The organism is Vibrio sp. 10N.247.311.47, assembly GCF_041467535.1.
In the GTDB taxonomy this organism is placed as follows: Bacteria; Pseudomonadota; Gammaproteobacteria; order Enterobacterales; family Vibrionaceae; genus Vibrio; species Vibrio crassostreae_C.
This window is the reverse complement of the sequence record NZ_JBFSUR010000005.1, coordinates 97,308-109,212: the sequence shown is the minus strand read 5'-3', so window position 1 is coordinate 109,212 and position 11,905 is coordinate 97,308. Positions and strand designations below refer to the sequence as shown.

General features: G+C 44.0%; 10 protein-coding genes. 4 read left to right on the top strand and 6 right to left on the bottom strand.

Translation table 11 applies throughout. The features are described 5' to 3' along the window. Window positions 1–71: 71 nt before the first annotated feature. Window positions 72–1,241 (bottom strand): mechanosensitive ion channel family protein, encoded by a 1,170-nt coding sequence (locus AB6E51_RS05255; protein ID WP_065585022.1) that lies wholly within the window; start codon window positions 1,239–1,241, stop codon window positions 72–74. A gap of 186 nt (window positions 1,242–1,427) precedes the next feature. Between AB6E51_RS05255 and AB6E51_RS05250 the strand changes: the two genes are divergently transcribed. Together AB6E51_RS05250 and AB6E51_RS05245 are read left to right on the top strand one after the other, a co-directional pair. After that, the gene (locus tag AB6E51_RS05250) at window positions 1,428–2,084 is read left to right on the top strand and encodes a TrkA family potassium uptake protein (protein ID WP_019820412.1); all 657 of its coding nucleotides are present in this window, start codon (window positions 1,428–1,430) and stop codon (window positions 2,082–2,084) included. A 19-nt stretch (window positions 2,085–2,103) separates the two neighbouring features. After that, window positions 2,104–3,471: a TrkH family potassium uptake protein gene (locus AB6E51_RS05245; protein ID WP_017065604.1), complete on the top strand. Its 1,368-nt coding sequence runs from the start codon at window positions 2,104–2,106 to the stop codon at window positions 3,469–3,471. A 98-nt stretch (window positions 3,472–3,569) separates the two neighbouring features. Here AB6E51_RS05245 and msrB read toward each other — a convergent pair whose 3' ends face one another. After that, complete coding sequence (gene msrB, locus AB6E51_RS05240; RefSeq protein ID WP_102332024.1) at window positions 3,570–4,712, bottom strand: peptide-methionine (R)-S-oxide reductase MsrB; 1,143 nt, start codon at window positions 4,710–4,712, stop codon at window positions 3,570–3,572. Between the two features lie 200 nt (window positions 4,713–4,912). On the opposite strand from msrB, the gene AB6E51_RS05235 reads away from it, so the two are divergent. After that, complete coding sequence (locus tag AB6E51_RS05235) at window positions 4,913–5,311, top strand: OsmC family protein (protein ID WP_017064824.1); 399 nt, start codon at window positions 4,913–4,915, stop codon at window positions 5,309–5,311. Between the two features lie 173 nt (window positions 5,312–5,484). Here the strand turns inward: AB6E51_RS05235 and AB6E51_RS05230 are convergent, their stop codons facing one another. From AB6E51_RS05230 to phnW, 4 genes are all read right to left on the bottom strand, one after another. Continuing rightward, window positions 5,485–6,555 carry an OmpA family protein gene (locus AB6E51_RS05230; protein WP_017064823.1) on the bottom strand — a complete coding sequence of 357 codons (1,071 nt, stop codon included), beginning with the start codon at window positions 6,553–6,555 and terminating at the stop codon, window positions 5,485–5,487. 440 nt (window positions 6,556–6,995) lie between these two features. Next, window positions 6,996–7,814: a phosphonoacetaldehyde hydrolase gene (phnX, locus tag AB6E51_RS05225; protein ID WP_102332026.1), complete on the bottom strand. Its 819-nt coding sequence runs from the start codon at window positions 7,812–7,814 to the stop codon at window positions 6,996–6,998. A 92-nt stretch (window positions 7,815–7,906) separates the two neighbouring features. Continuing rightward, window positions 7,907–9,328: an aspartate aminotransferase family protein gene (locus tag AB6E51_RS05220; RefSeq protein WP_102332027.1), complete on the bottom strand. Its 1,422-nt coding sequence runs from the start codon at window positions 9,326–9,328 to the stop codon at window positions 7,907–7,909. Beyond that, on the bottom strand, window positions 9,328–10,431 hold the full coding sequence (gene phnW, locus AB6E51_RS05215) for a 2-aminoethylphosphonate--pyruvate transaminase (RefSeq protein WP_102332028.1): 1,104 nt from the start codon (window positions 10,429–10,431) through the stop codon (window positions 9,328–9,330). Before phnW ends, AB6E51_RS05220 begins: the two co-directional genes overlap by 1 nt. Window positions 10,432–10,781: 350 nt before the next feature. Here phnW and AB6E51_RS05210 point away from each other — a divergent pair, with 350 nt between their 5' ends. After that, window positions 10,782–11,792, top strand: coding sequence for a putative 2-aminoethylphosphonate ABC transporter substrate-binding protein (locus tag AB6E51_RS05210; protein WP_372058055.1), 1,011 nt, complete (start codon window positions 10,782–10,784; stop codon window positions 11,790–11,792). The last annotated feature ends 113 nt before the right edge of the window (window positions 11,793–11,905 follow it).

Here is an 11,905-nt window from a genome sequence, read left to right as displayed (position 1 = left end):
TGCATTAGAATACTGCCATCATATTACCACGCTTCACGCTTATTACTTATCGATAACCAAGAAGGATATGACTATCGATGACCTTCCGTAGGGGAGTTCAACATGTCTTTGGGATCGCTAATATTCTGATTATCACCTAGGCTTTGAACGCTGTTATGATCTTGAACATTAGAAAAGTCTTGAGGGTCAATCTTGAGTGTCTGTGTTGGGAACGCGATGTCTGCATTGTGTTTATGAATAATCGCCAGAACCTGTAACAGAACGTCTTGCTTCACTTTGTGGTACCTGATCCAGTTGACTGTTTTTGTGAAGGTATAGATAAAGAAGTTGAGCGTTGATGGCCCAAATTTGTCAAAGTTAACGATCAACGTCTGTTTGGCATCAATATCTGGGTGGGTCTCGAGCATGGTTCTTACATCATCAACAATGAGCGCCAATTTGTCTGCATCTTGATAACGAAGACCAAAGGTTTCATTGATTCTACGATTCAACATTCTCGATGGATTCTCTACCACAATACTACTGAACACCGAATTTGGCACGTACAAAGGACGCTTATCAAAAGTGCGGATGATCGTCATGCGCCAACCAATGCGTTCGACAGTGCCTTCGATTTGACGATCGGGAGAACGTATCCAATCACCGACTTTAAAAGGGCGGTCGAAGTAAATCATCATGCCACCGAAGAAATTCGACAGTAAGTCCTTAGCCGCTAAACCGACGATCAAGCCACCAACACCACCAAAGGTGAGTAAGCCTGATAGGCTGAGTCCAAACGCTTGCATGATTGTCAGGCCGCCCATGACCATAAAGAACAGACGAGCTACTTTTGCAATCGCCTGTACAGTTGTCTCATCCCTGTTTTTTTGCTCTAAGACGTATGCTTCAGCATTGGTGATCATTCGTAAGGTGAACCAAACGAAGGTACATATGATCAATATGTGCTTGAGAGTTTTTAACCAGTTGATTTCATTGCCAAACTGATCTTGAAGAATCAACCCGATAGATACGGTCGCTGGCCAACACCAAAGTAACGTACTGACAGGGGTTTTCAGTGCCTCTAGTAGTAGGTCATCCCAGTGAAAGTGGGTTCTCTGTACCAGAACTTCCAAGCGATTATGGATAATTCGCCAAGCTACCCAAGCGAGAAAACTCGCAATAGTGATGCATAGGACGCTGTTTGCCCAATCACTATGGCTCTGGTTGATGTAGGTTTGTACTTGGGTTATGAATTCATTCATTGTGTGTGCTGCCGCAGAAATTATGAATTGGAAATTAGCAGAAACTCGAGTTGTTCTCTACCTTTATAAATCAAGCGATTATGACAATAGTATAACCTTATTCTTGCAGAACTAACTTTTTTTGAGATAGAAACTAATGTAGGTTTGGCTATCCCGTGTAATTAAAATTTCTAAACAGGATTTCAAATGAGCGACAAACAATATGCAGTTATCGGTTTAGGGCGATTTGGTCTGTCTGTTTGCAAAGAGCTACAAAGTTCAGGGGCACAGGTACTGGCCGTCGATATTGATGAAGAGCGAGTGAAAGAAGCAGCGGCTTTTGTTTCACAAGCGATTGTTGCGAACTGCACGAGCGAAGAGACGGTGAAAGAGTTAAGACTCGATGATTACGATATGGTGATGGTGTCGATAGGCTCTGACGTTAACTCAAGCATTCTAACGACTTTGGTGGTGAAAGAATCTGGAGCAAAAGCAGTCTGGGTTAAGGCGAACGATAAGTTTCACGGCAAGATTCTCTCTAAGATTGGTGCTGACCATATCATCATGCCTGAACGAGATATGGGCATTCGTGTTGCGCGTAAAATGTTGGATAGACGCGTTCTCGAATTTATCGACCTTGGCAGTGGCTTAGCGATGACGGAGATTGTTATTGGTTCTAAACTGTTGGGTAAGAAACTTGGCGATCTTAAGCTGTGTAAAGAAAATGGTGTTGAGGTACTTGGCTTCAAGCGAGGGCCGAACCTCACTAAAGCACCAGAATTGGATGTGAGTTTAGAAATTGGGGATGTGGTGATCATCGCTGGGCCGAAAGAGACCTTATCTAGAAAGCTACGCAATTGGTAATTGGCAATAAGGTAACAGTATGAATTCGTTAAAACGAAAAGGTACTTTCTACACGCTTAAGAGTGATAAAAAGCCACGTAAAGGCTCTGAACCTAAGATTATCCTTACGAGCTTCTTAGGCGTACTTATCCCCTCTGCAATATTGTTGACGATGCCTGTATTCTCTGTGACAGGCCTAAGTTTTACGGATGCACTGTTTACAGCAACCTCGGCGATCAGTGTGACAGGATTAGGTGTTGTCGATACCGGTGAGCATTTCACCTTGGCGGGTAAAATCTTACTGATGTTCTTGATGCAAGTCGGCGGGTTAGGGCAGATGACTCTATCTGCGGTACTGCTTTACATGTTCGGTGTTAGGTTAAGCCTTAAACAACAAGCACTCGCGAAAGAAGCGCTTGGCCAAGATCGTAAGATTAACCTTCGTAAATTGGTTAAGAAGATCATCATCTTTGCATTAGTGGCTGAATTTATCGGTTTTGTATTGCTCTGCTTCCGCTGGGTACCTGAGATGGGATGGTCAACGGGCAGTTTTTATGCTCTATTTCATGCGATATCTGCATTCAATAACGCAGGTTTTGCACTGTTTTCAGACAGTATGATGAGTTTTGTTGATGATCCGCTGGTGATCTTCACCTTAGCTGGCTTGTTTATTTTCGGTGGGCTAGGCTTCACAGTCGTCGGCGACCTATCGAGTAACTGGCGTAAAGGTTTTCGACATCTTCATTTACACACCAAGATTATGCTAACCGCCACTCCGACTCTATTGTTGGTAGGTACGGTATTGTTCTGGCTGCTAGAAAGAAATAACTCAGCAACCATGGAAGGGTTATCGACTCAAGGACAGTGGCTAGCCGCATTTTTTCAGTCGGCAAGTGCTCGTACTGCTGGCTTTAATAGTGTGGATTTGTCTCAGTACACACAGCCTGCGTTGCTGGTAATGATTGTACTGATGTTGATTGGTGCAGGTTCTACCTCAACAGGTGGTGGTATTAAGGTTTCGACCTTTGCAGTAGCCTTTGTCGCAACGTGGACCTTCCTCCGTCAGAAAAAGCACGTGGTGATGTTTAAGCGCACTGTGACTTGGCAAGCGGTAACAAAGTCATTGGCCATTATTGTGGTAAGTGGGGCGTTATTAACCACCGCGATGTTTTTGTTAATGCTTACTGAAAAGGCAGCGTTTGATCGAGTCATGTTTGAGGTGATTTCAGCCTTTGCAACGGTTGGCTTAACCGCTGGCTTAACCGCGAACCTGACTGAGCCAGGTAAATACATCATGATTGTTGTTATGGTGATTGGACGTATCGGCCCCCTGACCTTGGCTTATATGCTAGCTCGCCCAGAACCTTCCTTGTTGAAATATCCAGAAGACACGGTGTTGACTGGTTAATTAGGTTCACGGGCTGATAAATAAAGCTCTGTAAATAAAAACAAAGCCAGCGATATGCTGGCTTTGTTGTTATAGGCTGTTCGTTAAATGCTGAATGCTTAGCCCTCAAACATCTCAACGTATTCCTCATAGCCTTCTTCTGCTAATTTATCCGCTGGGATAAAGCGCATTGCGGCTGAGTTCATGCAGTAACGTAAGCCTGTTGGTTTTGGACCATCTTTAAATACATGTCCCAAGTGAGAATCACCAAACTTACTGCGAACCTCTGTTCTTGGGTAAAGCAGTTTGTAGTCAGTAGTTGTGACGACATAAGCCTCGCTGATTGGCTGTGTAAAGCTCGGCCAGCCTGTGCCTGACTTGTATTTGTCTTTTGAAGAGAACAATGGCTCCCCAGTTACGATATCAACGTAAATACCTTCTTGCTTGTTATCCCAGTATTTGTTGTCAAATGGGCGCTCAGTAGCGTCTTCTTGCGTTACATCGTATTGAAGTGCTGTAAGCTTCGCTTTGATCTCTGCATCAGACGGTTTTACGTATGTTTTAGCATTCGCTGTCGCATTCTTACTGTCGATGATCTGACGTAGTGTTTTAGGGTTGTCCTTTCTATCATCACCGAAGATCTTATCTAGGTACTGATCGCGGCCAGAAGCATAGCGGTAGTAGTTATAACGAACCTTACTCTTCTTGTAATAATCTTGGTGATAATCTTCTGCTGGCCAGAACTTCTCAAATTTTATCAGTTCTGTTTTTAGTGGTGCACCAAAGATATTAGCTTTGTCGATCTCCATCATGAAGTTCTGAGCAACATCTTTTTGTGCTTGGTTATGATAGAAAATAGCCGGTCGATAATGACGGCCTCGGTCTACAAAAGAACCTTTGTCATCGGTTGGGTCGATGTGTCGGAAGAATTGGTCAAGAACCTGTTCGTAGCTAACCACATCAGGGTTATAGGTCACGTTGATCACTTCGATGTGACCTGACTTACCCGAAGAGACCTGTTTGTAGGTTGGGTTTTCCAGTTCACCACCAGAGTATCCAGAGATAACGTCGGTCACGCCTGTCAGTTTTTCTAGATCGGATTCTGTACACCAAAAACAACCACCAGCCAGTGTCGCGATTTCAGTTTTACCTGAACTAGCCGTTTTATCCATTGTATTGGCAGTGCCAGTCTGGCTTACAAACAGCGAAATCAGTGGTAGTGTAACCACGAGTGATACCAATATTTTAGATAATTTATTCATAGATACCTCATCTTGACGTTTTTCTCATTCGATTTTGAATGTACGAATAGAGACAGGTTTTAGATGGAAAAAATTACACTATTCATGAAAAAAATATCTCAAATAGAAAATCTTGCTCATAAATGCCGCCAGTAGTAGGGTGTAGGCATTGATATAAAATACCAAATAATGATGACGTTTTCGTACATCTAAGGAACAACATGCAAGCAGAAGTTAAATGGGTCGAAGGCTTTAAATTCCTCGGTCAATCTCAATCAGGCCATTCTATTGTTATGGATGGAAGCGGCGGTGCTACTGCGCCAAGCCCGATGGAAATGGTGTTAATGGCTGCTGGTGGCTGTAGCTCTGTTGATGTAGTGGACGGTTTGAAATCTGCGGGTCAAAGCATCACTGGTTGCAATGCAAAGCTTGAAACCAAACGTCGTGAAACAGCGCCGAAAATCTTTACTGTGATTAATATTCACTTTGAAGTGTCTGGTGACAACCTTGATCCTGAGCAGGTCGCTAAGGTGTGTGCGGATTCATTAGAAAAGTACTGTTCTGTATGTCTAATGTTGGGTGCTGGCGTAGAGATGACTCATAGTTGGGAAATCGTCTAGTCTTCTGATTGTACAGCTTGGCGGTAGGCTAATCTTTACGGCTTACGGCTTACGGCTTACGGCTTACGGCTTACGGCTTATCGCTTACGGTTTTTAGGCATAGCCAGACAAAGAAAAGGGCGGAGCACTTTAAAGTGCTCCGCCCTTATTATTTTAACTAAGGTAGAGTGCTATTATTCAGCAGCTTCTACGATAACTTCTTCAACTTTGACTTCTTCTTGGTATTCAAAACCAGGGATCGTTGCGTCAACACGACGGTTTTGAGCACGACCTTCAGCTGTAGCGTTTGATGCAATTGGATTCTCTTCGCCTTCACCTGACGCTGTAATACGGTCTGCTTCAATGCCTTGCTCTTCGATGTATGCGGCTACAGCAGCAGCACGTTTCTTAGAGATCATTAGATTATACTCAGCTGCACCTGTTGAGTCGGTGTGACCAACAACATCAACTGATGATTGAGGGTGAGCTTTAAGTACTTCAACTAATGGCATTAATGCAATTTTACCATCTGTAGACAGTTCAGTACTGTTTGTCTCAAACATACCTTGAGAGAAGCTCTCAGTTTGCGCTTTAGTAACAACCACGGTTGTCTTCTCTTCAACAACAACTGCTGGTTCTGTGATTGGCTCAGATGGCGCTTGAGTCACTGCTACTGCAGAAGCTGTTGCAGCCGCCGCTGATGCTGTTGTGTTGCCAGTACCGAAGTTGTAGCTAACACCAACTGATAGTAGATTCGAGTTCAGGTCTTGAACGTAGTTGTCGTCGAAATCATCAAAGTATTGGTATTCAACACGTAATGCCCAATCAGAAGATAGTTGCTTCTCTACACCGATACCAGCAGAAAGAACGACGTCATCCTCGCCACCGTGTGAAATGTAAGCAGGACCTGCTTTAAAGAATACGTCAAACTCTTGTTGTACTGCTAGGCGGTACATTGGAGTTAGCGAGATTGCGATCAGTGGATCGCTGAACGCAGCTGTTGTGCCGTTCTTTGAAAAGCTTGTCTTGTAGTCGCCAAGGAAGTCTGAGCTTAGCTCAATACCAAACTTGTCATTAAAATTGTAGCCAGAGTAGATGCCTGCACCAATTGCATCATCATCACACTTTTCACCGCTTACGCATGCGCTGTCTAGCCAGCCCACGCCCACTTTTGCACCCACGTAAGTCGTTGCAGCAATAGAAGGCGCTGCTGCTAGGCCTGAAGCGGCTACAACAGCACACATGATTTTTGACAGTTTTTTCATAATTTTTTCCTTGGATTAACTCTTATTTTTATCTGAACTTACCAGTAAAACGATCACTTATTGGGTTACGACACTGCTTATAATAAGTAAATCAAGGTGTTGGTTCAGGTGAACCTGTTTCTTTCTCAGTACTTATATTGTTAATCTGATTGCGTATTGGAGTCAATGAAATTGTTAAATATTATATATTTAAGATGCCTTTATTGTTGATTTTATCATTTGTTGGAATGTTTATGTTTAAGCTATAGCCTAGCCTCGTCTATTTACCAGTGGCGCTACGGGTAATAAGTAAAAAACTTGCGCTTTATCATGCTTATAAAACAAAAATCCCCACCCAATATGTATAACTCGAATGAGTACATGATTGGATAGGGATTTGAATTAAAGCGATTAGAGATGTTTTTCACGTACTTTACGTCACGTGAACATCTCGCTTTTGCTTATGGGCGCTCTCCTGCCAGTAAACGCTGTTCAATATCTGCAATGACGCCTGGTAGGTCTGCAATGGTATCGATCAAGTAGTGCGGGTTTGATTCGTTTAGCCTAACGCTTGCTTTTTCACGTGCAGCTGTAAGTGTTGTCTCGTCTGCATCTAAATATTCTTGATACGTTAAGCCTGCTTCGTTCCCCGATAATACAAGTCCAACTGTCCACATGCCTGCGTTGTGACCCTCATCGATCCCCGGTGCTGCGTCGTCTACTTTTACACACGCAGCAACGCTAGTTACACCTAGATCGATTACGTTTTTCAGTGCCATAAATGGAGCAGGGCGACCACCTTGAGGTAAGTCATCGGTCGCTACCACGTTATCTGGTCGGTAACCGTAATCTGCAGCAGCAGGAATTAAAACATCCATCACTTCACGTGGGTAACCTGAACAAGACCCGATCTTCACGTTCTTCTCTTTTAGGTTATTGACCACTTCTATCGCATTCAAAATAGGTGCTGCGTGATCGGCTACTTTCGCTTTTTGAAGAGGCATGAATGCCGCGTAGATCGCGTCAACGTCTTCACTTGTCATGGAGCGTCCGAACTGAGCCTTCCAACGAGCGTCAACAGCTGGAATTCGACCCACTGCTTGGATGTGGTCCCATTTGCCGATCCCCATAGGTTCACGCGCTTCAGCTAAGTCGATGTCAAAGTCGAAACCTTGTTTGAATGCTTCAACGAAGATGCTAGTTGGAGCAAACGACCCAAAATCAACGATAGTGCCGGCCCAGTCAAAGATAACCGCTTGGATAGGTGATGTCGTGTTCATAATAGTGTCCTATTTTTGTGTCACTCCCAGTTCAAAGTTCTGGGAAACAAATGGTTGTTTAAGGTTATTGGTTTAAATGTTGATTTCGAGAATTAAAGGTATTCAAAATCTTTGCAGACTTTGGCTATCGCTTTTTCGAATACAGACAGAGCGACTTCTAGCTCGCTACGGCTGATGATCAATGGTGGGCTCAATTGAATCACGTTACCTTGTGAAACCTTAAAGCTCAGGCCATCGTTCAGACATTGGTAAAGTACTGCTTCTGCTTCATCGAACGCTCGGTTTTTGGTGATATGGTCAGTGACCAATTCCACTCCCCAAAGCAGACCGATGCCGCGAACGTCACCAATGACTGGGTATTTCTCTTTCATTTGAAGCAGTTGTTCACGCACGAATGCGCTGTCCGCTTGTACTTTTTCAAGTAGATTTTCTTGCTCAATCACTTCCATCGTAGCCAGTGCCGCTGCGCAGCCAATAGGACTTTTCTCGTGGGTGTAGTGACCAAGTGATACTTGCGCTGCCGTGTTGTATTTGTCTTTAGTGACCATGGCTGCAATTGGAACCAAGCCCCCGCCAAAACCTTTACCGATACAAAGAATGTCAGGTTCGATATCAAAGGCCTGGTGAGTGAACCATTCGCCACTACGACCCATACCGTTTGGAATGTCGTCGATGATCAACATGACGTTATGCTTATCGCAGATCTCACGGATGCGCTTCCAGTAAGCTTTGCTTGGAACCTGAACGTCTGTGTTACGCACTGCTTCGGCAATGAAGGCTCCAATGCCACCTTCTTTTTCAATCACATACTCTAAATAGTCGGCATAGTGAACGTCGCATGCAGTTTCGTTTGCATTGACTGCGCTATTCTCGTTAAACGGGAAAGCGCCACGATAAGAGACGGCTGGTGGAATGCGTTCTACGCCAGCCATTAACGGGCCCATGCCTTCGCGGAAACAAGCTTCACCACCCACTGAAATTGCGTCCAGTGACGCGCCATGGAATGAGTCCCACAGTGAAACGACCTTGAAGTTGTTGGTGACATGTCGAGCCAGTTTGAGTGCCATGCCGATAACCGAAGTACCACCCGGTGCAAACAACACGCGGTTCAACTCACCACCGCAGATCTGTGTCAGCTTTTCAGCGCATTGAACGGCTGTTTCATTGGTAAAGCGACGTGGTGAAAACGGCAATGAAGCCATTTGTTGAGTCACTTTATTAATGATATGTGGATGGCCATAACCCAATTGATGAACATTGTTACCGTGAAAGTCCATGTACTTCTTGCCCGTCGCATCTTGAATGTAGATGCCTTCAGCTGCTTCAAGTGTGTCTAGACAAGGCGTTGACATCGCTTGATGAAGAAATACGTCAGAGTCACGTTTTAACATCGCTTGAGTCGCATCATCGTTTAGCGACTCGTTCCATTTCTCACGCGCTGGCGTGGTGTTCACATCGCCTTCGCTTCGAAAGTGTGTCGCCTTTAGAACAGAATCTTGATTGGCCATCGTCATTATTTGATGTCCCAGTACATAGCATTCTTAATTGCGTCAATTAGAGCTTCAATGTCTGACGGATACACTTCACCGATGTTACCGATTCGGAAGCAGTCGGCGTTTGAAACCTTGCCCGGGTAAATCACAAAACCTTGTTCTTTCAAACGGTCATAGAATTCCTTGAATTGGTAATCGCTATGAGTTGGAGAATAGAAAGAGGTGATAATCGGTGAATGAAGTTCATCATTTAACAGAGGTTCAAAACCAAGAGAGCGCATACCTGCAACCAGTGTGGTTTGGTTTGTTTGGTAGCGATTATGACGAGCTTCGATACCACCTTCCTGTTCCAATTCAAGTAGAGCTTGATAGAAAGCACGCACTGTATGCGTCGGAGAGGTAAAACGCCATTTACCGAGGTTGCTTTCCATGCAGTGCCATTGGTCAAACAGATCAAGGCTTAATGAACGAGCTTGGCCTTTGCACTTTGCCAGTTCCGATTGCTTAGCAATAACAAAGCCGAAGCCCGGTACACCTTGGACGCACTTGTTTGCAGAGCTGATCATGTAATCGATACCTAAGTCAGCGATATCCATAGGGATGCCACCAAAGCTCGACATTGCATCGAGAATGACGGTTTTGTTGTGCTGTTTTGCCAATTTGGCAATGTCTTCAATTGGATTCAGCATGCCTGTCGTGGTTTCACAGTGCACAATCGCAACGTGAGTAATGTCTGAATCCATGGCCAATGCCGTTTCCATTTCGTTCAAGTCAGGCTGTGATGTTTCACCTGGGGAAACGACATGGCATGGAATGTTTAAGTATTCTGCGATTTGAGCAATACGAGCGCCGTACGCACCGTTATCAACAACAAGAAGCTTACCGTTGTTAGAGATAACGCTACCGATTGTTGCTTCTACCGAAGCGGTGCCGCTACCTTGCATTAATACGCTTGTATATCCCGCTTGCTTAGTCGCTAAAGTCACTAGCTTGCTACGAATCACTTCAACAACGTCTTTGTTGTATTCATCATCCCAAGTACACCAATCTTTTAACATCGCTTGGCGAACGGTTTCAGAAGTAGATAAAGGGCCCGGTGTCAGCAGTAAGTATTCGTTTCTCATGTTCAATTCTCGTGATTTGTATTTTGGACTATACCAGTATTTGCAATTACTTTAACAACCAATTTAAACGGTCGTAAATAGCCCAAACGTTATTTTCACAAAAGCTTCATATTCAAATTTGTCACTTGTGTTGAGAAATTTTCCGATCTTTAAATTGCCATTTTTTGTTCATTTAATCGTCATAAAAGCCAGTTAGCTTAATACTCGAAATCTGGTACATACCAATGCAAAGGTGTGTGTTAACAACCTAAATGAATTTATGGATATAGAAGCCTCTAGATGGAGCTTCTAGCCTTAACAACTTTAACCTTGGCAATTCCTAACCTTGGCATCGGGCCTGACTGGAGAAAATGATGAAAAACCGTTTTATGAAAGGATCACTTGCAGCTTTAGTTACTCTATTGGCTGGTAATGCTTATGCAGCACAGGAAGTGACGGTTTACACCGCTTTTGAAACTGACATTTTAGCGAAGTACAAAAACGCATTTGAAAGTGAAAACCCAGACATCAACATCAAGTGGGTACGTGATTCAACTGGGATCATGACGGCAAAATTATTGGCCGAAAAAAACAACCCGCGTGCAGAGGTAGTTTGGGGACTTGCTGGTTCTTCAATGGCACTGCTTAAAGAAGAGGGCATCCTGAAACCTTATATGCCTCAAGGTGTAGAAGCATTACGCGCTAACCTTAACGACCCACAGTCTACTCAAGCTTGGTACGGTAATGATGCATTCTTCAATGCAGTTTGTTTCAACGAAGTGATGGCTAAGCAACTTAACTTACCTGCACCTAAATCTTGGGATGACCTAACCAAGCCTATCTATAAAGGCCACATTGCTATGCCAAACCCAGCATCTTCTGGTACGGGCTACATGCAGGTTTCGGCTTGGTTACAAAACATGGGTGAAGACCAAGGTTGGAACTACATGCAGAAGCTAGACCAAAATATTGCTCACTACACGCACTCAGGTTCTAAGCCATGTGTTCAAGCGGGCATGGGTGAAGTCGCTATCGGTATTTCTATGGCGAGCCGTGGCGCTAAGCTGAAAACTCAAGGCGCTCCACTTTCAGTGATTACACCTGAAGGCATCGGCTGGGAATCTGAAGCGGTAGGCCTTGTTAAGCCTTCTGATGCAGCACAACGTGTTATCGATTGGTCTATTTCTAAAGCGGCAAATGAGCTTTACATCGAAATGTACCCAGTTGTTGGTCACCAAGATGTGACAGGCAAAGCAGAGAACTTCCCTAATGTAGAAAAGAACATGGCAAAAATGGACTTCGCTCGCATGGGCAGTGAACGTGCAGACGTTCTTAAAACATGGTCTGAGAAGTTTGACGCTAAATCAGAGCCAAAATCTTAATCTGCTGAGCTTTTTAGTTCATGAGCTCCTTGGTTAATTATCTACCGAGCTTATTAGACACATGGTTTATTAGATATATGGCTTATTAGACACGTAGTCCATTAGATATGCAG

Coding starts and splice junctions, on each gene's coding strand:
- AB6E51_RS05235 (WP_017064824.1), top strand. CDS start 4,913: ATGCAAGCAGAAGTTAAATGGGTCGAAGGCTTTAAATTCCTCGGTCAA.
- AB6E51_RS05210 (WP_372058055.1), top strand. CDS start 10,782: ATGATGAAAAACCGTTTTATGAAAGGATCACTTGCAGCTTTAGTTACT.
- phnW (WP_102332028.1), bottom strand. CDS start 10,431: ATGAGAAACGAATACTTACTGCTGACACCGGGCCCTTTATCTACTTCT.
- AB6E51_RS05230 (WP_017064823.1), bottom strand. CDS start 6,555: ATGAAAAAACTGTCAAAAATCATGTGTGCTGTTGTAGCCGCTTCAGGC.
- AB6E51_RS05250 (WP_019820412.1), top strand. CDS start 1,428: ATGAGCGACAAACAATATGCAGTTATCGGTTTAGGGCGATTTGGTCTG.
- phnX (WP_102332026.1), bottom strand. CDS start 7,814: ATGAACACGACATCACCTATCCAAGCGGTTATCTTTGACTGGGCCGGC.
- AB6E51_RS05255 (WP_065585022.1), bottom strand. CDS start 1,241: ATGAATGAATTCATAACCCAAGTACAAACCTACATCAACCAGAGCCAT.
- AB6E51_RS05245 (WP_017065604.1), top strand. CDS start 2,104: ATGAATTCGTTAAAACGAAAAGGTACTTTCTACACGCTTAAGAGTGAT.
- msrB (WP_102332024.1), bottom strand. CDS start 4,712: ATGAATAAATTATCTAAAATATTGGTATCACTCGTGGTTACACTACCA.
- AB6E51_RS05220 (WP_102332027.1), bottom strand. CDS start 9,328: ATGACGATGGCCAATCAAGATTCTGTTCTAAAGGCGACACACTTTCGA.